At 49.2% G+C, this 22370-nt stretch carries 25 protein-coding genes; 4 read left to right on the top strand and 21 right to left on the bottom strand.

Features of this window, described 5'->3' with window-relative positions:
• Positions 1-43 precede the first annotated feature (43 nt).
• The 12 genes from Q4526_RS06050 to Q4526_RS06005 form a co-directional block, all read right to left on the bottom strand.
• Entirely contained in the window at positions 44-556 is a 513-nt protein-coding gene (locus tag Q4526_RS06050) for a hypothetical protein (RefSeq protein WP_215976023.1), read from the bottom strand.
• Positions 557-565: 9 nt separating this feature from the next.
• The gene (locus tag Q4526_RS06045) at positions 566-1297 is read right to left on the bottom strand and encodes a DUF4145 domain-containing protein (RefSeq protein WP_215976022.1); all 732 of its coding nucleotides are present in this window, start codon (positions 1295-1297) and stop codon (positions 566-568) included.
• Between the two features lie 145 nt (positions 1298-1442).
• A complete protein-coding gene (locus tag Q4526_RS06040; RefSeq protein WP_215976021.1) occupies positions 1443-2015 on the bottom strand; it encodes a hypothetical protein in 573 nt (190 codons plus the stop codon).
• A gap of 517 nt (positions 2016-2532) precedes the next feature.
• On the bottom strand, positions 2533-2631 hold the full coding sequence (locus Q4526_RS16480) for a hypothetical protein (RefSeq protein WP_368411096.1): 99 nt from the start codon (positions 2629-2631) through the stop codon (positions 2533-2535).
• A 135-nt stretch (positions 2632-2766) separates the two neighbouring features.
• The gene (locus tag Q4526_RS06035) at positions 2767-3015 is read right to left on the bottom strand and encodes a CopG family ribbon-helix-helix protein (RefSeq protein WP_215976020.1); all 249 of its coding nucleotides are present in this window, start codon (positions 3013-3015) and stop codon (positions 2767-2769) included.
• Between the two features lie 731 nt (positions 3016-3746).
• Positions 3747-5420: a dihydroxy-acid dehydratase gene (ilvD, locus tag Q4526_RS06030; RefSeq protein WP_215976019.1), complete on the bottom strand. Its 1674-nt coding sequence runs from the start codon at positions 5418-5420 to the stop codon at positions 3747-3749.
• A 97-nt stretch (positions 5421-5517) separates the two neighbouring features.
• Positions 5518-6195, bottom strand: coding sequence for a hypothetical protein (locus tag Q4526_RS06025; RefSeq protein ID WP_215976018.1), 678 nt, complete (start codon positions 6193-6195; stop codon positions 5518-5520).
• A 168-nt stretch (positions 6196-6363) separates the two neighbouring features.
• The gene (locus tag Q4526_RS06020) at positions 6364-7500 is read right to left on the bottom strand and encodes a DUF748 domain-containing protein (protein WP_215976017.1); all 1137 of its coding nucleotides are present in this window, start codon (positions 7498-7500) and stop codon (positions 6364-6366) included.
• A 173-nt stretch (positions 7501-7673) separates the two neighbouring features.
• Positions 7674-7937, bottom strand: coding sequence for a GNAT family N-acetyltransferase (locus Q4526_RS16475; protein WP_368411095.1), 264 nt, complete (start codon positions 7935-7937; stop codon positions 7674-7676).
• 118 nt (positions 7938-8055) lie between these two features.
• Complete coding sequence (locus tag Q4526_RS06015; protein ID WP_215976016.1) at positions 8056-8631, bottom strand: YdeI family protein; 576 nt, start codon at positions 8629-8631, stop codon at positions 8056-8058.
• Between the two features lie 164 nt (positions 8632-8795).
• Entirely contained in the window at positions 8796-9998 is a 1203-nt protein-coding gene (locus Q4526_RS06010; protein WP_303603775.1) for an MFS transporter, read from the bottom strand.
• Between the two features lie 150 nt (positions 9999-10148).
• Positions 10149-11165 (bottom strand): helix-turn-helix domain-containing protein, encoded by a 1017-nt coding sequence (locus Q4526_RS06005; RefSeq protein WP_215976015.1) that lies wholly within the window; start codon positions 11163-11165, stop codon positions 10149-10151.
• A 122-nt stretch (positions 11166-11287) separates the two neighbouring features.
• On the opposite strand from Q4526_RS06005, the gene Q4526_RS06000 reads away from it, so the two are divergent.
• On the top strand, positions 11288-12769 hold the full coding sequence (locus tag Q4526_RS06000) for an amidohydrolase family protein (protein ID WP_215976014.1): 1482 nt from the start codon (positions 11288-11290) through the stop codon (positions 12767-12769).
• Positions 12770-13303: 534 nt separating this feature from the next.
• Here the strand turns inward: Q4526_RS06000 and Q4526_RS05995 are convergent.
• The 5 genes from Q4526_RS05995 to Q4526_RS05975 all read right to left on the bottom strand — a co-directional run bounded on the left by Q4526_RS05995 (position 13304) and on the right by Q4526_RS05975 (position 16413).
• Positions 13304-13882, bottom strand: coding sequence for a glutathione S-transferase family protein (locus tag Q4526_RS05995; RefSeq protein WP_215976013.1), 579 nt, complete (start codon positions 13880-13882; stop codon positions 13304-13306).
• Between the two features lie 182 nt (positions 13883-14064).
• Entirely contained in the window at positions 14065-14454 is a 390-nt protein-coding gene (locus tag Q4526_RS05990; RefSeq protein ID WP_303609553.1) for a VOC family protein, read from the bottom strand.
• 60 nt (positions 14455-14514) lie between these two features.
• Entirely contained in the window at positions 14515-14919 is a 405-nt protein-coding gene (locus Q4526_RS05985; protein WP_215976012.1) for a helix-turn-helix transcriptional regulator, read from the bottom strand.
• Between the two features lie 132 nt (positions 14920-15051).
• Positions 15052-15411, bottom strand: a complete 360-nt coding sequence (locus Q4526_RS05980; RefSeq protein ID WP_215976011.1) for a hypothetical protein — start codon at positions 15409-15411, stop codon at positions 15052-15054.
• Between the two features lie 114 nt (positions 15412-15525).
• Positions 15526-16413, bottom strand: coding sequence for a LysR family transcriptional regulator (locus tag Q4526_RS05975; protein ID WP_190332757.1), 888 nt, complete (start codon positions 16411-16413; stop codon positions 15526-15528).
• A 103-nt stretch (positions 16414-16516) separates the two neighbouring features.
• On the opposite strand from Q4526_RS05975, the gene Q4526_RS16470 reads away from it, so the two are divergent.
• Together Q4526_RS16470 and Q4526_RS05970 are read left to right on the top strand one after the other, a co-directional pair.
• A complete protein-coding gene (locus Q4526_RS16470; protein WP_190332756.1) occupies positions 16517-16732 on the top strand; it encodes a DUF2798 domain-containing protein in 216 nt (71 codons plus the stop codon).
• 381 nt (positions 16733-17113) lie between these two features.
• A complete protein-coding gene (locus Q4526_RS05970; RefSeq protein WP_215976010.1) occupies positions 17114-18097 on the top strand; it encodes an integron integrase in 984 nt (327 codons plus the stop codon).
• Positions 18098-18180: 83 nt separating this feature from the next.
• Here the strand turns inward: Q4526_RS05970 and minE are convergent, their stop codons facing one another.
• Genes minE through minC form a run of 3 tightly spaced genes read right to left on the bottom strand, consistent with a single transcriptional unit; the run spans position 18181 to position 19977 of the window.
• Positions 18181-18435 (bottom strand): cell division topological specificity factor MinE, encoded by a 255-nt coding sequence (minE, locus tag Q4526_RS05965; RefSeq protein WP_215976009.1) that lies wholly within the window; start codon positions 18433-18435, stop codon positions 18181-18183.
• Positions 18435-19244: a septum site-determining protein MinD gene (gene minD / locus Q4526_RS05960; RefSeq protein WP_215976008.1), complete on the bottom strand. Its 810-nt coding sequence runs from the start codon at positions 19242-19244 to the stop codon at positions 18435-18437. The genes minE and minD overlap by 1 nt, the downstream gene beginning before the upstream one ends.
• A 28-nt stretch (positions 19245-19272) precedes the next feature.
• Positions 19273-19977, bottom strand: coding sequence for a septum site-determining protein MinC (minC, locus tag Q4526_RS05955; RefSeq protein WP_215976007.1), 705 nt, complete (start codon positions 19975-19977; stop codon positions 19273-19275).
• Positions 19978-20165: 188 nt separating this feature from the next.
• Between minC and Q4526_RS05950 the strand changes: the two genes are divergently transcribed.
• Entirely contained in the window at positions 20166-21428 is a 1263-nt protein-coding gene (locus tag Q4526_RS05950; RefSeq protein ID WP_215976006.1) for a hypothetical protein, read from the top strand.
• A 112-nt stretch (positions 21429-21540) separates the two neighbouring features.
• Here the strand turns inward: Q4526_RS05950 and Q4526_RS05945 are convergent, their stop codons facing one another.
• Positions 21541-22236, bottom strand: coding sequence for a hypothetical protein (locus Q4526_RS05945; protein WP_215976005.1), 696 nt, complete (start codon positions 22234-22236; stop codon positions 21541-21543).
• Positions 22237-22370 lie beyond the last annotated feature (134 nt).

The raw sequence follows: 22370 nt of genomic DNA, 5'->3' as shown, positions 1-22370 counted from the left end.
AGTGGGGCAAGTTCATGTCCCGCTTGCGCAACTTGTTATACAATTACCGTAGCAGGGACTTAAGCAGCTGCATGCCATCTTGCGATACTCGCATAAATTTCACGGCTCCATTTTTTCTTGTTTGGAATAGTAACTTCTTCTCAACTAGCCGTCTTAATGACGTGGATGGATTTGATAGTTTAATTCCATGCTCTTTAAGAGAGTTATTAACCTCTCGTGTTTTGAAATCATTTTGCGGAGAGCCGTTTTGGACATAGTATGCCGTTAATAGGCACTTCTCTAGATCATTGACGTCATCTTTGAATTTATGCATCCATTCTCCGAAAGAGTTAGGAACTGATATATTCCCTTGGCTCTGGCCTTCTTGTTGAGGTGTTTCATCCTCAGTTTCGCCAATAATATCATTGTTAGTATCAGTAGATTCAGGTTTCCGTACAGACGAAAGAAGCTCAATAATTGAATCGAGGTTTTCCATTTGACTCTCTACAAATTCTTCGCTGCCTTCTAGCTCAATTTCGCCAGAGTGAAGATTTATTTTTACCCGTGTAGTTTCCATTTATATATCCTATTTGATTAAACCTGATTTATACAAAAGCTCTTCAATTGAAGCTCTATACTCCTGAGAGATTCCGGAAATATCTTTACGCTTTGCGGTATAGTAAATTTTATGTGCTGAAAAATTCCCGACTAATCGAAACTTTTCAAGGTTATCTTTGGTCTTTCTTGAAAGGCCTAAAGTGGAATTGGCCTTGGCATCAGCAGCAATGCCATTGAGGAGCTTGTAACTGCCATCGCTATTTTTTATTTGAGACTCTATACCTTGTTTTTCATATGAAAGTATAAGCAGAATCTCCAAGAGCCTCCGCATTAACACAGCACAGCCATCGAAAAGGTTGTTTTCATACGATGCATTTATTTGCTTGGATAATGATTCGATAAAACCTCTTGTACCCAAAAATAGCGATTCAGGCAGTATTAAATCATCAGATACTATTTCTTCGGATTTCTCAGACACTTCCGGAATCTCTTTTTCCAGCTGAGTCAGGGTCTTACCATGAACTTTGTATAGACTCGTGGCACTACCGCGAATAAAGTCTCTGGAGGATGAAATATTCCTCTTTAACCTAGATATATTAGGTTTGGAAAAATGTAGCTTTTCAAAAACCGCAACAATATCTGAGACTGAAAACTCAATATGCCCCTTTGTAGCCTTAAGATAAAAGGCCACATATAGGCATTTTTGAAGCTCATTTTTTGCTTCTAGATCGACAAGCTTGGAGTACTTACCCAAATTCATTTAGTGTGATTGCCTTTTTCGTATAACGCCCGGCTCAGCTGCGGCTGGTGTGGAGCGTATTTTGTGTTATTGTTTGAGCGACAGCGAGTAACGCAAAAGGCGCGTAGCACCAGCTGTCAGCCTGCAGCCGCTTGTTAGGATGGGTTTAAAATGGTAAATCGTCATCTTCAGGCTCAAAGGAAGGCACCTCGGGCTCAGGATATTTCTCCAATAAATAAGCTTCCATTTTAGTTTTATAGAAGTTTATTTTATCTAATTCTTTGTGCATTCTTGAATGGAGATCAATTTTTGAATGAACACCAGTTCTATTATCCATCGGGTCAAGGTGCGCATCACCATCATTTAAAGCTATAAGATCGCTCTGATACAGGGCAAGCGCTTGAGCACTTGAATTTAACATAGCAGTGAGCGCACTGATATGAGTTTGTTTTTGTTGCTCTTTTTCAGATTCCTCTAACTGAGCCTTTAAACTGCTAAGTTCTATTTTTTGTAAATGTACGGAGATCATAAGCCATATTACGGCTAGACATGCAGCTAGGACACCAACTGTTCCGCTAAGATAGCTGCCAAAATTACCCCAGTCTTGCTGATCATATGAAACGCCACCACTAAAAGTATGGAAAAACGAACCTACGCAAAGGCCACCAATAGCTAATAGAAAAAGTAAGCTAAAGATGACTAAAATATTACTCTTCATAGATGCGATAAAAGATTTCATATGTAAGCCTAACAGTATATTAGGCGGAATTTCGTTTAAACAGCACGAAATCACGCCTCTTTATCGTTTATTTTTTACAAATCCCTATAAAAATCAGATGCTTATCCGCCGCGCTCGTACAGCCTACACCCGTTAAAAAGAAGCCGCTGTGTTTAACGAGACCCGGCAAGGTCTTTTATGCACCCGAAACGCAATAAAAACCCCAAAGTTTTCAGAGGATTATAGAAATGCATGTGGAACAACACAGACTACGAGTCTTAAATTTCACACAATAAAAATGCATAAACCATCCCGCTCTATATTAAATTTCTCGCGAGTGATTTAACGGGCTGAAAGGAGAGAAAAGACTGACTGCGCTGCACTCCGGGCTTTGCCCTTTATTATCTCACCTTCCTGACTGGCTAAATCTAAGGTTATGGCGACCTGCCCTCTGGCAAGCTTGAAGTTCAACCATAGTCCTTACGCGCTGCGTGGTAAATCGTGCCACGGTTCGGTGGTGTTGGCAACCGGGAATTGCCTATGCCGTTGGCCACTGCTGCGAGCTATGCAAAACTCTAAGCACGTCGATTCTGCTAGCCGCTTCTCGATAGACGAGCAAAAAGGGCAGGCCGTCGATGACGAGTTCACGCGTGCTTTTAACTCGACCTTGGCGGCCTGCTTGTGGGTGGCGGGTAAAATCAGTTCTGCGGTGTTAATAATCGACAGTACAACATCTATTGCTATAATAGAGCTGCTTTCTTGCGCGGCGAGGTCAGTCCATTTGAGCTACACGCTTGGCCTCCCACCGGGCTTTTAAGTCGGCGTGGTCGATGGCGCGGTTATCGTCAGCGGCGGCCAGGCCTTGCTCTACCTCGCGGATAAACCATTCTTCCCGGGAGACATATTGTTTAATGGCCTCGGCCATTAACCAGGCGCGAGGCCTGTCCATGGCTTCTGCTATTTGTCCGATTCGGGCCAGGGTTTCGTCATCCAGCCTTACTGAAGTGGCTTTAAGAGGCATAACGGTTCTCCGAGGCTCTCAAAGATTCTTAGTATATCTGGCCAGCCTTAGGTTGTACATTATTTGAACCGAGGCGGCACAGAGCGAGCGCGACTACAGCCTGTCGGGCATCAGTGCCTGCCGTTCACACAAAGCCCAACTAACGGCCCAATGACTCACTAATTAATGTTTATTTGAATGGCTTTAGCAAAGGAAGCGGCCAAAGCTAACTACGCCCCCGAGTCCTAGCATTTATTATTTGGCCTTATGGACGAACTAAACCTGTGGTTACGGTTACAACCTTTGAACTGTTTTTCGGAGCTTCTCGGCCAGCGAGGTGGTAACCCACCAATTCAACCCAAAGCACTCCGTAGCCAAAAAGCCACTAGATACCGGCTCAAGGCCGGTATGACGATGTAGACCAATGAATGTGATATCGCGGCGACTCAACCAACTACGAAGCGCCGTTTTTGGCTCCCCTGCAGCCAGCCGAGCGCAGGCCTTTTTTAGGGGGTAAGCACACAGGACAAGGTGAATGGCGCGAAGCGACAGAGAGGGCAGCCTGGGCTGCGTGTGCGCAAGCATCGCCACGCCATGGAGAAGGTGAATGCCGGAGGCAGAGAAGCCGGCCTGGGCCACGCCCGGCGACACGGGCATATCAACCAAAGCCCGCGTTAGCGATATCCAAACCAAAGATCAATCCTTGGCTTTTTCTGCAGTCTGACTTTCGGTGAGCGCCGGGCAAGCGCGCATCACAACTCTTTATCCGTCACCGCCCCCTCCGAAGCCGACGACACCGTCTTGGCAAACTTAGCCAACACCCCGCGCGTATAACGCGGCGCGGGCGCTTGCCATTTGGCCAGCCGGGCTTTAATTTCTGCCTCGGGAATATTCAGGGTAATTTGAGCGCTGTCGGCATCAATGGTGATTTCGTCGCCGTTTTCGATAACCGCAATGGGGCCGCCGTCCATGGCCTCGGGGGTGATGTGGCCCACCACAAAACCGTGGCTGCCGCCGGAGAATCGCCCGTCGGTGATTAGCGCGACATCGTTACCCAAGCCTTTGCCCATAACGGCCGAGGTGGGGCTGAGCATTTCGCGCATGCCGGGGCCGCCGCGCGGGCCTTCGTAGCGAATGACGATCACATCGCCTTTAATAACGGTGCCGCCCAGGATGGCCTCTAGCGCTTCTTCTTCCGAGTGGAAGACCCGCGCTTTGCCAGTAAACACCAACCCCTCTTTGCCGGTCAGTTTGGCCACCGCGCCCTCGGGTGCCAGATTGCCTTTAAGGATAACCAAGTGGCTGGTGGCTTTAATGGCGTTGTCAAAGTCGTGAATAATATCCTGCTCGGCCGGGTAGGGCTTAATATCGGCCAGGTTCTCGGCCAGGGTTTTGCCGGTCACGGTCAGGCAATCGCCGTGCAGCAGCCCCTTATCCAGCAGCATTTTCATTAGCGGCTGAATGCCGCCTACGGCGATTAGCTCGGACATCATGTACTGCCCGCTGGGACGCAGGTCGGCCAGTACCGGGACTTTTTGGCCGATGCGCGAAAAGTCATCCAGCGAAAGCGGCACATCTACGGCGTGGGCCATAGCCAGTAAGTGCAGCACAGCATTAGTCGAGCCGCCCAAGGCAATCACAATGGTAATGGCGTTTTCGAAGGCCTTGTGAGTCATGATGTCGGTGGGCTTAATGTCCTGCTCTAGCAGATCGAGCACAGCGGCGCCGGCGCGGCGGCAGTCTTCGGCTTTGGAACTCGACACCGCCTCTTGCGCGGAGCTGTCCGGCAGGCTCATACCCAACGCCTCGATGGCAGAGGCCATGGTGTTGGCCGTGTACATGCCGCCGCAAGAGCCGGGGCCGGGTATGGCGGTTTCTTCGATCTGTTTAACGGCTATGGTGGATAGGTCGCCCCGGGCGTGCTGCCCCACGGCCTCGAACACCGAGACAATATCGGTATGGTTGGCACCGGGTTTAATGGTGCCGCCGTAGACAAACACCGACGGGCGATTCAGTCGGGCCAGGCCGATCATGCAGCCGGGCATGTTTTTGTCACAGCCGCCAATGGCTACCAGCCCGTCAAAGCCCTCGCAACCGGCCACGGTTTCAATAGAGTCGGCAATCACCTCGCGGGACACCAGCGAGTACTTCATGCCCTCGGTGCCGTTGGATATGCCATCGGAGATAGTAATGGTGTTAAACACCACGCCCTTGCCGCCCGCCTGGTCGGCACCTGCGCAGGCTTCATCAGCCAGTTTATCGATGTGCATATTGCAGGGCGTGACCATACTCCAGGTAGAGGCAATGCCGACTTGGGGCTTTTTAAAATCATCGTCTGTAAAGCCCACGGCCCGCAGCATGGCGCGGGCGGGCGTTTTTTCAATACCGTCGACTACTTTGGACGAGTGTTTGCGTTTATCTGTCATCAGGTGCCCCTATGGTTTGCAAGCGTGCGTCGGGTTGTTTCAGTAGCATAGCTTACAAGGTACAAGCGCCCGAGATACAGCTCTGCAAGGCAAAACCTTAGCCCTTTGCCGCCAAATAAATCGTATGCTTACTCCCTTTACCTTTGTGCGCCCGCACAGTCTTTACATCTACCTTAAACTTGGCTTTTTTCAGCTGCGTGGTAAACGCCGGGTCGTGCCAGGCTGACCACACCGCCAGTACACCGCCTTTGTGCAGCGTGCTGCGAATGGCGTGTAGGCTATCGAGTGAATACAAGCTGGTATTGTCGGCGCGAGTAAAGCCCTCGGGGCCGTTGTCTACATCCAGCAGTATCGCGTTAAAGGCCGGTTTTTGATCTTGGAATAATTCCGCGACATCCCCCAGGTGTACAAGCGTGCGGGGATTGTTAAGTGGAAACCCCGCGCACTCGCCCAGCGGGCCTTTGTTCCACTCGATAACCTCGGGCACCAACTCGGCCACGATAACCTTGGTGGACTCGGTCGTTGCCTTAAGCGCGGCCGCTAAAGTAAAACCCATACCCATGCCGCCCACTAAAACGGCGGCGTTTTCGGTATTGGCAATAGGTGCACAACCTAAGTCGGCCAGTGCCAGTTCCGAACTGTGCATGCGGCTGTTCATCAACTCGCCGCGCACACCTTGCAGAGAAATAGAGAACTCTTTATCGCGCTGCGCCAAACGCAGAGTGCCGCCGTTGTTGGGAATGTCAGCGGTGCCCAGTAATTGCCAAGGGGTCATATCAATACACAATAAGGGGGTGGCCGACAATCTTAACAGATTGCAGCCGGCGGACGTTGTATTTGGTGCGTAGTGTCGGGCGATGACATACATCGTGCAGTGTGTCATCGTCAGGGGCAATAGGGCGTATATAAGTTTGCGAGCGTTGTCGCGGCGCGGCTCTAGGTTTTAGCTCTCGCCACCTGTGCGTTCAGCATTAGCGTCTTCATCGATGGGGGTTAGCGGTGTTATACGATTAAACTGCTCTTCGAATGCGGCAAAAAATGCGTTTTTAACCACACCCCATACCGCGCCCCAGGTTTGAACGTCGTTGTTGTCTAGCGTGCCTTCAATATCAATTTGAGTGGCCAGTTGATTGGTTTTTTGGTTATTGAAAATTGACTCGACAATATCGACCGCACCTTCCCACAAAAACTGCAGTACGCCATCGTTTTGTTGTTCTACGTCTTGTTGCCAATCGAGAATTTCAACATCTTCAAAAAAGGGTTTGATATACCCGTTAAGTTCCGCGTTGCTGGCTTGCAGTTCGGCGTAAATGTTGCCGTGGCCTTGGGCAAAATCAAGGTTGCCGTAAGCCCTGGCAAAGTCATTAATTTGTTTTAGCTGAAAGTTGTCGGTTTTTACCGCCACCGAGAAGTCGTTAAAATCAAAGGGGTCAAATCGTGCCTCTGCGCTGAGCGGTGAGCTTCCGAACAGGCGAGCGTTTAACGCTGCCGAGGCGATACGTTCGCCGCTGGCGTTTTTGATGTTCGTTAAATTGGCAACGCTGAGGTTAATCTTATCGGCGCTTAGGTGGACTTTGGGGTCGGAATCACGATTAAAGAAGTTAAGCTCGCCGTTGTGTATGTGGAGCGTGTTGATAGCGACAGGGGTCAGTTCATCCAGCAGAGTTTGCCAGTTACCACCTTGGCCCGACTGGGCATCTTCGGCGTTCGCGGCATCTTCAAAGTTTACCTTGGGCTCGCGAATAATAATTTCTAAAAACAATTCACCTTGGGTGAGTGCGCGCCAGTCTACGCCTATGGTTGTTTGTCGCACGCTTAAAAAGGGTTTGTATTGCTCGCCGCCGTTTTTGGTGATGGTGAGTGACTCAACGACATAGGCGCCCCTTATCAGGGCCAGGTCCACGTCTTCCACATGGCCGCTGTAATCGCCCAAATTATTGAGAATACGCTCGTTCAGCCCCCACTCAATGGCAACTGGCAGGCTCACCCGTATGATTAATAGCAAGGTGGCGAACACCAGAGCGATTGTTAGCGCTATACGTTTTTTACTCCATTTATGCCGTTTTTGTGACGGACTCATGGTCTATATACTCTCTGTGAATTGCCGAATGTTTTTTTGCATTGTAGGTAATAATTAAGCGGAAGTTATCGATAAACTTAACACTTCTTGAATGTGGTTACAAAATCTGAAATTTTAGGGGCGAGTTGTCAATATGGATTGAGACGAGAGATAATCAAGAATGAGGGTATGATCTACAGTTTAAACGTATTAGGTACAGGGTAGATGCACGCTTGGCTACTGGGTGTTACCAATTTATGCAGAGGAGAGTCAAAGTCCATATAATGCTTAAAGCCGAGCTTTTCGTAGAATTTTCCAGCACCCTTCTTGTTGGTTTTTACGAGAATTTGTTCCTGACTGTCTGCACTACAGGCTTTTTTAATTCTCAGCCATAGCTTCTTTCCTATCTTACTTCCTTGATAGCCGCTTTTTACTACGAGCAGTACAGCTTCATTTATTTGGTCTTCGCGGCGACTATAGTCGAATTTTGTATAGGTACTATATTCAATATTCCGTATGACTAACCATGTCTCGGGTTAGATTGTATTTACGGATCAATTGGCCCTCGAATGCAATCTATATAGGCTTTTGTCTATTGCTAAGCATGGTCATGTATTTTGTGAATCGCCTTTGTCGTGTTTCAGTTTTTTTTGCGCTGATTAATCCGTAAGCGATTACGTAGCGACTCGACTTGTTAAGGGTCGCAAAAAATTGTTTTACCGGTGGATTGTTCTCTAGCGCGGCTAAGAAGTCGGCTGGTACTTCGACTTCACTGACAACGTAGGCGTTATCCCAGCGGCCGTCGGCTTTTGCTGCACGCACGTGTGCAAGCCCTGGCTCTTGCATTCGACCTTCGCTTATCAAGCGTTCCACGTGCTTCGTGTTTCTTTTTGACCAGTTGCTTTGGGGTTTTCGGGGCGTTATTCTTTGCACGTAAGCTTGTTCATCGACTGACTTTTTGACGCCATCAATCCAACCCCAACATAAAGCCTCGATTACTACCTCATCCCAAGTCACACTTTGAATCCCGGAATTTTTCTTGAATATTTTAATCCAAAGCTCATTCTTGATGTTGTGGTTTTCTTGTAGCCATTCCCCGAGGTCTATCGGAGTTGTAAATGACAGAGGTTGTAAAGAGTCGAGCTCATGCATCAGTTTCGATTCTCTTGGGTATGGTGTTTCATATTATCCAAGCGCAATACTGTTGAGTTAATTAATTTTCTAGATGGGTATAAATTTTGACCCATACAATGGCAGTTTTTTAAACGATAAACTATTGGATAGGTCGTTACGCTGGTATTGGCATAGCTTGCGATTTATGACAATCGCCCATCGCTCTTCTCACGTCTTACCGCCAAGCCATAAAACATTAAACCGAGCACCGCAGTGATCGCGCCCATGTAGCCGGTAGAACTCCAACCCAACCCAGCCGATATGGCAAAGCCCCCCAGCATGGGCCCTATGGCGTTGGCGGTGTTAAAGGCGGCGTGGTGGGAGGCGGCGCCCAGTGTGCGCGCGCCAACAGCAACGTCCATTAAATGGGTCTGCAGTGGGGGCGATATGGCAGCAATGGTGCCGACCAAAAATACGGCGGGCAGAATACTCCAAAGGTGTGCGGTGGTGTGTGGGTAAAGCAGCAGTACGACAATGCTCCACAGCAGAAGGCCACCTACGGCTTTAAATTGAAATTTATCGAACAGCCAGCCGCCTAAAAAGTTACCGCAGAACCCGCCTAGACCGAAGGTGGCCATGGTGATGGGAATCCAGTTTTGATGCACTTGAGTGACGTTCAGTAAGGTCGGGGCCAGATAACTGAATACACAAAACACACCGGCAAAGCCCGTGGCGCCAATCATCAATGCCAGCCATACCTCGGGCTTGTTAAAGGCTTTTAGCTCGGCCATGGGGTTGTTGCGCAGTTGATTGTGATTGAGCGGCACATAGATATAAATCAGTATGACGGTAAGCACCGAGATAACCCCCACCAAGGCAAACGCGTAGCGCCAGCTAATGGATTGCCCCAGCCAGGTCGCCATAGGGTTGCCAATCAGTACTGCTACCGTCAGCCCCACCATCACACGGCTAACGGCTTTACCGCGCTGGCTGGGCGGCACTAAACTTGCCACCACCAGTGCTGCCACTCCAAAGTAGGTGCCGTGGGGCAGGCCGGCTATAAAGCGAAAACCGAGCAGAGTTTCATAATTGGGGGCCAGGGCGCTGGCAATATTGGCGATGGCGTAAAAGCCCATCAGCAGTAGCAATAAGTTGCGGTGAAAAAGCTTGGCCCCAAATACAGCCAACAGCGGCGCGCCCACTACCACGCCAAACGCATAGGCGCTGATCACATGGCCCACCTGCGGCTCCGAGACTCCCAACCCTTCGGCAATAGGAGGCATAAGACCCATGGCGGCAAATTCCCCGGTGCCAATACCAAAACCGCCTATCGCTAAGGCGATCTCAATCATCCACATGGCGCCCTTGCTAAGCTTGGGTTGAGTTGATTCGTTGTCGTGTTGCACGTTTAAGTAGGCTCTTAAAAAATAAAAAAGGGAGAACCCGGTTTCACGCTGGGCGCGACCGGTCCGAAGGCGTCAGTGCTTACTGAAATTTAACAATTACTGGTGGCGCTATTGTACCTGAGGCTTTTGCCCATGAGTGTAAAGTGACCGTTAAGAATTTTCAGGGCCATCCCGATAAGCGCTGGGGGTAAGGCCGGTAACTCGACTGAACTCCCGATGAAACTGTGACTTGGTGCCAAAACCCGCCTCGAGGTAAACCTCGGTCATACCGATAGGCGGTTGACCTTTCAGTAGGGCTTTGGCTTTATCCACCCGTACGTCATTTAGGTATTGTGAAAAGCTTGCCCCGTGTACCCCATTCACTGCCTGTGATAGCTGGCGCGCGGGCACGCTTAACAGGCGGGCGGCACGGCTGACGGTAATGGCCGGGTCTGCCTTATACAGTGATCTCTCTTCCACCAGTATTTGCCAGCGCGCAAACAGTTGGCGTTTATCGTCAATAGTCATTGCCGGGCGGCCAGAGGGCAGTTTTAGCTCGTGCATCCATTCAATAAGCGGCACTCGCGCCACCATAAATAATAAGGTGACGGTATGAAAAAGCATGAACACCACGCTGCCAATATGCAGCGCGATACTTTGTTCTGGTGGCGTACCCCATTTAATTTCAAGGCTGGTGGCCGTTTCTACCACAATGTTAATGGGCAGAAATAGCACCAGTATCCACAGCCAGCGCTTGGCCGCCGAGGGCGCTGGCGCTGCACGGTGTGCCAATAATTGCCAGAGCACTGTCAGCCAGTAGGCACTGAAGCTGGCAATAATTAGAGGGTCGATGGCAACCCCCCAATGGGTTATTAAGGCGGCGAACATCGCCAGTGCCGGAGCCAAGTGCCACAGGGAGGGTGTTAAGCCGGGCCTCAGTACACTGGCAAAATAAGCATAAAGCGCCGGGCCGAGCAGCATGGCGCACTGCGCGCGAACAAAAGCCGCCTCGGGCCATACATTGGTGAATACCAGAACCCCTAATGCCGTTTGGACGGCAAACAGCGAGTAATTACACCCGAGCCAGCGCGCACAGCTGGGGTTAAGCGCGCGACTGCTGAGAAACCCCGTGGCGATAATCGCACACATCACGGCCGACACACTAAAACAGATAACTAAGAAGCTCATAGTAAATGCGGGATGTCCTGATTCGTGTTTTACGCGTCCTAAATTGCGTTTTGGGACGCATCATACCGGCTTTTGGGGCAATGTGGAGGCACAGGCATTCACAAATTTAAAGGGAGTAACCTATGCCGTTCTTGCAATACCTATCGCTCATCACATTGCTGAGCCTCGCGCTAGGGGGTAGCTATACCGCGTGGGCCGAAGCCGATGTGTTGATTATTGAGAATGTTAAAATTGTGTCAGTCAATGGGGTTAGTAAGCCAACCGATGTTGTGATTGAAGGCAGTACTATTATCGGTGTTGGCAGTGCAAAGCACCCACCCGGCAGGCGAGACTCGGTGCAAGTAATTGATGGTCGCGGGCAATATCTGGCGCCGGGTCTTATCGATAGCCACGTACACCTGCTGGGAGTGCCGGGAGAGTCTGACGCCTTGCCGGCTAAGGTTCGCGACCAAGCGCTCGCGCAAATACCGAAAAGTTATCTTTACTTTGGTTTTACCACGGTGCTGGATTTAATCAGCACCGATGAGCTTATGGCGCAGTGGAACCGCCAGCCCTTAGCCCCCACGGCTTACCACTGCGTGGGCACCCCGATTCCGGGAGGCTACCCAATGGCGTGGTTGGCACCCGAGGAGCAACTCACATCCCCCGTTGCCGAGTACTACTTATACGATGAAAATCAGCCTGACTTAATGGCCGTCACGCCGGGCAGTGATCAGCATAAGCCCAAAGCTTTGGTTGAGCGTATTGCTAACACCAAAGCCCGCTGCATTAAAACGTTTTATGAGAAGGGCTTTGGTCGATTACGCAATTTACCTGTGCCTTCACCTGACTCTATGAAGGCGCTCATTCGCGAAGCGCACAAGCATCAGTTGCCGGTTTTTTTACATGGAAACAGCAGAGAGTCGTATGAGTTTGCCCTAGAGGTTGGGGTCGACATGTTGGCGCACGGCCCCTGGCACGGCGTGAGTGTCAGTGATATCAGCGCTCTGCGGGCGCTGGCGAACAGCATCGCCCAGGCCGGTATCGGCGTGCAACCCACTATTCAGGTTATTAGTGGTGAGCGCGAGTTGTTTAGTGCCAACTTCTTTGAGCAGGCGCTGGTAAAGGCTGCAATGCCCCAAGCGTTAAGGCAGTGGTATCAATCGGAAGCCGGGCAGTGGTTTGTTGAAGATATGAGCCATGGTTTTGGTGGGCCAGATTCGCCACATCTGCACGACACCGTTAACGCCGTAATGGCCGAGCCAATCGCGGGTGTACAAACATTTACCCGGGTATTTAGCGAGGCCGGTGGCGACTTGATTTTTGGCAGCGACACGCCCAGTGGCCCGGTGTACACCCAGTTTCCCGGCTTGAATGGCTACCAGGAAATACAGCACTGGGTCGGGCAGGGGATTGCGCCTACACATATATTTGCCGCATTGACCGTGCGCAATGCCGAGCTTTTAGGCTTAACCAATACTCTGGGGACGGTGACCGAGGGTAAGCGCGCCGACTTATTACTGATGGCGGATAATCCGCTGGAATCTGTCGAAGCTTATAACTCGATTGAGTGGGTAGTTGTGAAGGGTGTAGCAATCAAGCGAGCTCAGCTTGCCGCGCATTAATGACCGCGGCCACAAAGCTGCCCAGATTCTGTTTAGCCGAGTCTATAAAAACAATGAGGGTCTGGTAAAACAAATATTGTTGTATCGAGATTATTTAATGCGGCTTTTATCCTAATATTAAGAAGGCCATTTATACCGGTTTAGGCCACAGGCAAGGGTATAAACAAGCATGCAGAGCTTTTCCTAAGAAAAACGGTTCGACCTGGCTCTTCACTTTCTAAGCGCCATGTACCTTGCTTTCTTGCCAGGGTTTGCCATTACAGGTTGCGTAGTTTTTGCAGCTTTTCATGCAACCCCGGCAGGGCAGTCGCGGTGAATGTTGGCCAGAGCCGGAAAGGTTCTGGTCTAAAGTTGAACCGTGTGGGTTTCGCTGGGTGGTTTCTTCGCTAAGTAAATCGTTCACAGTATTTTCCTCTTTCAAGTCAATACGCCACGCGCAGCGATTTAGATGACTTGGAATAGGAAACTGGCTTTTTATACTGTAATACTTACAGTATTGCGCCACAGTCGCTTGTTAAGCGGGTGTGGCACCCATTAAGCCCGACTCGCGTCTGCGAGTTCGAAATGTACCATCTGGTCTGCATAAGCTTTCTTAAAAGCGGGCCGATCAGTTGTGCGAATTATATAAGCTTCTGTTGCTGGACGGTTACCGTAAGCGCGCACTGAAGGCACTCGAAGTACATCAGCCATCAATAAATCAGCTACCGTGAATGTATCAGCTACCAACCAATCTCGCTCACTAAGAATAGCCTCGAGTTGATCGAGTCGGTTGCTCAACCACTTCGTTAGATCATTCTCGGCATTACCAGAAATATTCAAAAACCACCAAGGAACACTGACTATCTCAATTGAATTCAGTGCTGAAAATATCCATTGATTTGTGTGCGCTTGCTCGATTGCACAACGCGGCATCAGCTTCTCGGTTTTCTGTGCAAGGTAAAGGAGACAAGCGCCACTTTCGAATAACTGAAGTTCACCATCGCTCATAAACGGCACTTGCCCAAAGGGCTGGAGCATCAGGTGGTTAGTCTCACGATCCTCAAACGGAATCGTTTGCACATTGTACGGCAGTCCTGCTTCCTCGCACGCCCATCGCAAGCGTAAATCGCGCACATATCCACGAGGCCCCTCAGGTACCCAGTCTAATGTCCAAATTGTCAATTCACTAATTTTTCAACTCTCTCGTAAAGACGCCTAACGCCGCCAGCAGGAGCCGAAAAACCAAAGCGAAGCGGCGGTTATTTGATTCCTGCTGGCTGGTTTTGTTATGTGTTAATTCCACCAAACTTATGCCTCTACAGCTCTTGCACCAGTTGGATATAATTTCCACATGTATCATCAAACACAGCAATTTTGACGGTTCCAGCTTCCCTAGGAGGGATTGAAAATTCTACTCCTTGCTCTGCGAGTCGCTCATACTCTTTATCTATGTCATCAACAGCGAAGGATGTCCAAGGGATACCGGCCTCTTTCAATGACTGTTGGTATAATTTTGCTGGCTCAAACCTCATAGGTTCCAGCAAAAGTTCAACTCCAGACTGCTCTTCTGGAGACACTACGGTTAGCCACTTGTGCTCTCCTAGGGGAATATCTTTTTTCTTTATAAAACCTAAAACACTTGTGTAAAAATTCAATGCCTTTTCTTGAACTTCAACTGGAACACTTGTTACGTATATTTTGATCATTCTCTATAGGCTCTTTATCAGTTAAGAAAAATCAATGATAGCTTGAGTGTGTAAAAATACTTATTCTAGATTGCTTTTTTGAATTCTCTGATATTCACTTGGCGTATAACCCGTACACTTTTTAAAGACTGCAGAGAATGTTGGCAAACTCTCGTAACCGACGTCGAAACAGACCTGAGTGATTGGCAGCCCCTTTTTTAAAAGCTTTTTGGCATTTGAAATACGAAAATCCCTTAAATAACATCTTGGTGTTAAACCATACATTCTTTGAAATATTCTGACGTAATGAAATCGAGACATAAATGCAGCCGCAGCTAAATCATTTAGTTTAATTTTTTCAGTATGGTATTTCTCCATAAAATCTCTTGATTGCCTTACCTGGACATATAACTCAGGCCGAAATAACTCCTCGCCGTAAAGACGATCCACCTCACTTTTAAAGTATGTTTTTGAGTTTTCTGACATTTTAATATCTACACTATCGTGTCAGGTGAGATCATGCATCTTGGCACATAACGCCGCAATAACCGGCGCGAGGTACGAGCGTCCGGCGCCGCAGGCGCGTAGTTAATTGCTTTGTTAGTTGCCCATGTCACTTTAGCCACCATATGACTCAATTCGAAAAACCTTGTTACACTTTACAGAGGTGAATTCTATGACATGGCAGAATCGTTGCGGGCTTTTCCCTTGTTTGGTCTCTCCGTTGACGGCGCCGACCTTGCCGTGAGACATGACACGATCAATCGTCAGACTGGTCGGTTTATTTAGGGCGCCAACGTGATCAAGGATATTTTCTGCGGTCGTCACAGAGCCGCCCACATAGTTCCATGTAGCCTCTGAATCCAGGATCGTAGCAAGAAATTCAATGTTTCGAATTTCCAGTGCCACTGCAATATCCTCTGTCATCTTGTTTTTAGGCGAATTACCACAATCCGCACTGCGGTTTACACGCGACATCAGAACTTCTCCTTTGGGCAACTAACGCCTAAATCAGCCGACGCGTTAGCGTTCGGCTGCATTTTCTTGTTATGAGATTTAATCCCTATTTATAATGATTATCTACGATAACCATCAAAATGCCATACTAAACCAGGCTTGCTTTCTAAGAAATTCAATTAACTCTTCTCGAAATCTTTTAGAGCGGGCCGAAAGCGTTCGCTTTTTCGGCCAAAGAAGCGATATTTCACGCGGAACTCCACTCCATGTTGGCAATATTCGTATCAAAGTGCCATTTTCAATCTCGTGATAAACCATACTCATTGGTAAAAGAGCGATTCCCGCACCAGCATTAACCAAGTTTAAAGTAACAGCCATATCATTGCTTATGTGGTTATGTTTTTTATTAATCAATCGCTCTTCGTCGCCGTTACTTAACGTCCATTCACTGAATAGCTGTGCGGCAATGCTTGGAAGTAATTCCAAAGTTGAGAGGTCTTTGGGCATACGGTCTTTAAAGGCAGACGAAGCCACCAAAATCGGTTTAATCGTACCGAGTTTTTGTTGAATCAGCGACGAGTTTTGCTGTGGGCCAGACCGTATAGCAATATCAACTTGGTTAGAAATTACATCATCACCCGGATCACCCAGTAAGATATTCAATGAAATTCCAGCATTATTTTCCACAAACGAACGCCAGAATTGGTTAAGCGGGCCATTGCCGATATTTGTGGGTGCCATGACTCTAAGCTCCCCCTCCAAGCTGTTGAGGGATCTTTCTAAATTCAACAATCGCAAATCTAACGCATGAATGAAATCAGCAGTTTCCTCATAATAAGCTTGTCCTGAAGAGGTTAGACGGAGCCCTTTATTTGATCGATGGAACAATTCACATTGTAATTTTTGCTCTAACTCATTCACACGCCGCGACACCGTGGCAATAGTCATTCCCAGATCTTCGGCTGCACCAGATAAACTTCGCTGCTCCGCAGCAGAAATGAAAATTTTAAGATTATCCAACATGGCTTTACAAATTTGAGAATGAGGTTATTAATAATACACATATACGGCAAATATGGAAGCAAGTATCTTGTATCCCATGATTTAAAGACACGAGGAAACCAAAATGAAGCACAGATTTATTTTCGCAATATTAATGTCATTTGTTCTGACATTTTTTATGTCGGCATGGGTTACGTTTATAAACGTCGGTTTAATAAATGATTTTGTTAACTACTGGATGTCGGCATGGATATTAGCATGGCCTGCTGCGGGACTGGTTTCATTCATTTCTGGACCAAGGATTCATAAACTAGCGCATCAAATATCGGAAAAAGTTTAAGGTTCCACTATGTAGTTGAACTGACTCTATCAAAAAAGAGTACGCTCCTAGCTGGAATTCTCATAACATTTTAATAGGTGTCTGGGGCAAAAAACCGCCCCCCAGACATCTATCTCGGTTAATTAAAAATCGACACTATCTCACAGCCTATGGCTGGTCAAGGTTTCAAGCTGTTTGTCGCCTAATTTAACCCGGGATAGACGTCGCAGAGTTGACGCCTATCCCGGCCTTTACAGTCATTGCTAAGCAATTGAATCATAAACATTTATTACGAACATTGGTAATAGTCAGCCGAGATAGACGTCACTCGGACTATTTTGACTATCCGGATAGACCGTACTACTCTTAACCTGTATGAATATACAGCTTTGAGGTGTGGGGATGGACGATATTCCAAAAGTGCTGCCCAGTAAGCCTGTTCGGTTTATGGACCGGTTTCGTGCTTTTATCCGCGCTAAGGGGTTGGCGTATAAAACCGAAAAAACATACTGTACCTGGGTGGTGGATTATATTCGTTTTCATAAGATGCAAAAGCCGGAAGAATTGCATAGCGCAGACGTAGACCGTTATTTGTGCCACATTGCTACTAAGCGTTATTGCTCGGCAAATACTCAGAAAACGGCATTGAATGCGCTGGCTTTTTTGTACAACCAGTTTCTTAATCAACTCCTTGGTAAACTTGAGTTTCAGCGCTCAGTACGCCCGAAAACATTACCAACGGTGTTAAGTCACGATGAGGCTAGACAGGTACTTGATCAGCTGGAGGGTGTCGCATGGTTATGTGCTTCGCTTATGTATGGGAGTGGCTTGCGGGTAATGGAGGCCGTGCGTTTGCGAGTTCAGGATATTGACTTTGCCAATAATTGTTTAATTGCGCGAGAAGCTAAGGGGCGCAAATGGCGTAGAACGCTCTTGCCAGCGAAGTTGTTGGAACCTTTACATCAGCAAATCGAAAGTGCGCTGGAGATTCACCGCCAAGATTTAGGTGAAGGCTATGGTGCGGTGTATTTGCCTGATGCCTTAGCAAGAAAATACCCCAAGGCACCTAAAGAGTCAGCTTGGCAATATGTATTTCCCGCTGCCCACCGCTCCATTGATCCGCGTTCTGGTGTAGAGCGACGCCACCATATTGGTGAGCAACAGGTCCAGCGGCAGGTGAAGCGTGCTTTGCAAGCGGCCAATATTCATAAAAAGGCGGGGTGCCACACGTTTCGCCATAGCTTTGCAACTCAGTTATTGCGCTCAGGAACGGATCTTCGCAACATTCAGGAGTTGTTAGGCCACACCAGTCTGGAAACCACTCAGATTTACACTCACGTGGTGAGTATTGAGCAGCGAGGCGTCAAAAGCCCAGTGGATGAATAATGGGGGCTTGGTGCTTGCCGTTGGAAGTGCTGGCCGTTTATAACGCGGTTGGCCCTTACCCCATAGAGGCAAGGGCCGCTCGGTTAGCGGTCGGGCAGGGTGACGTTTAGCTCTAGTACCGAGCAGTCGTTGTCATCATCGAGCTGGACCGACACCTGATCTTGGTCGATGTCGACGTATTTGCGAATCACCTCGATGATTTCCTGTTGCATTAGCGGCAGGTAATCGGGTTGGTTGCGGTGATTGCGCTCGTGCGCCACTACAATTTGCAGACGTTCCTTGGCGACAGAGGCCGAGGAGGGCTGCTTTTTGTTGATAAAGTAATCAATTATGCCCATTACTTTCCTCCTAGCAGGCGCTTCAAGAAGCCCTTTTTCTGCATTTCCAGGAAGCGGTGTTCAACGTCTTCGCCTTCCAGGCGGGCGACGGCATCGCAATAGGCTTGGCCGGCTTCCGACTCTTCGTCGAGAATGACCGGGGCACCTTGGTTGGATGCTTTAAGTACCGCTTCAGATTCGGGGATAACACCCAGCAACGGAATGGCGAGAATTTCTTCTACATCGGCCACGCTTAACATTTCGGCGCTGGCGACGCGCTCGGGGTTGTAGCGCGTTAATAGCAGATGTTCTTTGACTTGTTTGCCCTGCTCGGCCAAACGCGATTTGCTTTGCAGTATGCCCAATATGCGGTCGGAGTCGCGCACCGAGGAAACCTCAGGGTTGGTCACTACAATGGCTTCTTCGGCAAAGTAGAGCGCCATTTGCGCGCCCTGCTCAATACCAGCGGGGGAGTCGCAAATAATATAGTCGAAGTCTTCGGCCAGCTCGTTTAACACCGCTTCTACGCCTTCGTAGGTGAGCGCGTCTTTGTCGCGGGTTTGCGAGGCGGGCAGAATAAACAGCCCTTCGGTGCGTTTGTCTTTGATCAGTGCCTGTTTCAGGCTGGCTTCTTTGTTAATGACATTAACAAAGTCGTACACCACGCGGCGCTCGCAACCCATAATCAGGTCCAGGTTGCGCAGGCCTACATCGAAATCAATAACCACGGTTTTGTGTCCGCGCAGGGCAAGGCCGGTCGAAATAGCGGCGCTCGATGTGGTTTTACCAACGCCACCCTTACCGGAAGTTACAACAATTATTTTAGCCACGGTGTTTCCTCAAAAAGTGTTGGCACTGTCACAGTGCGGCAATTTCAATAGAATCGTCTTGTAAAAAAATCTGGGCCGGCTTTTTCCATACTTCGGCGGCGATGCCGTCGTGCAGTATAAATTGCCCGGCAATCGAGACCAACTCGGCTTCCAACTTTTGGCAAAATATACGCGCCTTGGGGTTGTCGCGCACCCCTGCCAGTGCCCGGCCGCGCAAGGCGCTGTATACGTGGATATTGCCATCGGCAATGACTTCAGCCCCTTCACTGACCGGAGCCAGTAAAATTAAGTCGGCGCCCTCGGCGTAAACCTGTTGACCCGAACGCACCGGCTTGTGAATAACCTTGGCGGGTAAGCTGCTGCTCACTCCCGCAGGAGCGGCTGCCGGCTCAGCAGGCGGGGCTTCGGCCTCGGTGCGCGGGCGCGGGGTGGGCAAATGCACCAGCCCCACATCTTTTGCCAGTTGTGCCACCGACTCTTCGGCGCCGCGAAAGCCGTACAACTGAAAGCCCGCACTGCGGCACTGGTTTGCAATGCTCTGCAGTTGGGCTTTGTCTAGCTCGCCGTTGAAAGATGCCAAGTTCAAGAACAGTGGGGAGCCTGTGAAAAACAGCGGAGCGGTTTCAATCTTGGCCCGCAGTGCCGCGGCAAATTCGTCGGCTTGGTAGTGGTAGAGGTCAAGCACCATAGAGGTGACGTTGGTGCCTTTGATTTGAAAATTCTGATCTGCCATCAAGCCCTCTGCGGCTGGTTGAAATCTGTTCGGATGGGTGTTTAGGCCGCTAATATACCAAAAATGCGGGTCGCTTAATATGAACTCTTCGGGCAATGTTGGAAACCTTGCTGGCGTCTGCCTTGACAGGGGCGCTGGCAGTCGCGATAGTCCCACTAGGAAAATAATTATATTCAGGAGATTGTCGTATGTTTCAGCGTTATTGGTTCTGCTTTTTGTTCCTTTTGAGCGGATGCTCTTCTTTTCAGCCATTGCAAGATAAGCCCCTAGGCAAAGACGGGCTTTTGTTTTTTTCAACCGCTGGCGAGTGGTCGTACGGAAATGTGCTGGTTGATGCAGAGGTGCGTGGCTGGATGAGTAACAATTACTCAGCTATTCGATTGGCCCCAGGTCACTATAGGTTGACGGGCTTTACACGAAACTATGGGTATCAAGGTAAGTACTGGAGGAGCTTGTCGATGAATATTCCCTTTACCGTCGAGGCGGGCAAAGTGACGTCTCTCGGTAAGTTGGCTATTTATAAGGCTGGCTCGAAGCGAGCTATTGTGGCATTGACCGATCCAGGTATGGCCGAGCGATATTTGCAGTCGCATTACCCCGAGTTAGGCTCGCACTTAGCCGCATCGGATTACCAGCAGGCTGATATTCAATATTTGCCGGAAGATAAGCTTTCGGATTTTCGACTATCATTCGCCAATACCAATCTTTTAGCGTTGAAGTCGCAGGGCGATGTGAGCTTTGGTGAGTTGGGTATTGTGGCTGTAGGCCAATCGGGGGCGCGTCGCATCGTACCCACTCAAACATTAGCCGCATTGCAGCCGGCAGTTCAACATAGTGCCGTGGGTGAGCATTATTTTGTCGATAGCTTTGGCGATATTTATTGCTATTGTGACAATGACATAGTGCCGCTTAATCGGGCACCAGATCAGCCGGTGGCGGCATTGGCGGTCGCGCCATCTCTGTGGGTGGCGGGCGATGGCGTTGGTGGGTTGCAGGTGTCCTCCAATCAGGGCGGCGACTGGGCGACACACTCTGTAAGGCTCAGCCAGACGTACACGGCCCCGCATTTTTCATTTCATGACGACCTCTTGTTTGCCGGACCTTTGACGCATGATTACAAAGCCGCAGACGCCCGGCCACGTGGCGTTATATTTGATGTTGAAACGGGAGAGTCTTCGGCGATTGGGTGGTCAGAGTATGTGACGGAAAAAACGCGTTTTTTCCGCGTTGGTGATGATTATATATTTGACCCCGTTAATTTAGATGGACGCACAACGTTTTTATTTCGCTATGATGAAGAGGACGCGGACTGGGATGAGGTAAGGCTGCCCAATCGCCAGTGCGATATTGAGGTTCAAGCGCCAGAAATAAAGTTAGATTGTCGTCAAGGGTCGAACTTCGTGTCGATTGATGCCGGCCGTCATTGGAGTGAGGTTATCAGCTCCCCCTAATTTTAGGGCTCGATCAATGCGCATAAAAAAAGGCCCCGCCAGCGATTGAGTATGGCGGGGCCTTAAACGTTAGAGGTTACTCGTTGCTATTGCGCCGTACTTTCTAGGTCTTCTACTGGCAGGTATCGACGATCATTTGTGCGGCCAACTTACTGGCCTCCAGCGTTTTAGTTTCCTCGTTGCTGACTTCGGCCCGTACGCTAAACATGGCGTCACCCAGCAGTACATTCAATGTTTTAAATCGGCCGACTCCGCCCCAGGCGGCTTGATCGCCTAAGCCGGTAACGGGGTCCCACTGCATTTTATTAACCAGACTTTTGGCAAAGTCTTTGCCCATATCGACATGTTTTTTATCGATCGTGCCATCTTTGGCTTTAGCGTCAACGGCTTGAGCTGCCTGCTTGGCCGCCTGTGCTTTCTCTTCGTCGCTCAGGGTCCGGTGTTGGCGTATAAAGGTATCGGCATTGACCTGGCGAATGTTGCTCAGCTCCAAGGCGTCGTCTACATCAACCTCCATGGCGAAGTTGCCTGACCCCACCGTTGATTTGCGTCCGGTTTGCCAGCTAATGCGGCAACTTGAGCTGTATTTGGTGAGGTTTTCATTGATATCGATTTTTTCTGGCAGCATGGGGAATACGGTGCGAGCGCGCTCGATGGTGAGTAGGTCGCAGGGCGACTGGGCGGCGTCTAGTAGGCAGGCAGAGGCGCTGCTGGTTTGGCTTGATTCTGGGCCGGTGTCACTGCAGCCGATTAAAAGGGTAGCGCTGGCGGCCAGTGTGGCGGTTAATAAAGGTTTCCATATGGTCATTGGTCTGTCCCTATTTCAGTCTTTAGTTAGTTTTGATGCAATCGCCATAGCATAGCTAGCAAGCCTGTTGTCGACAATAGGGTGCCTCTAATAGGGTTCACAAAATCATGCTAATTTTGGCTGTTAGAGAAACA

Origin of the sequence: Gilvimarinus sp. 2_MG-2023, assembly GCF_030547685.1 — a bacterium.
GTDB lineage: Bacteria > Pseudomonadota > Gammaproteobacteria > Pseudomonadales > Cellvibrionaceae > Gilvimarinus.
Note: the sequence above shows the minus strand (reverse complement) of the source record. Positions and strands in the feature narration are given on the sequence as shown.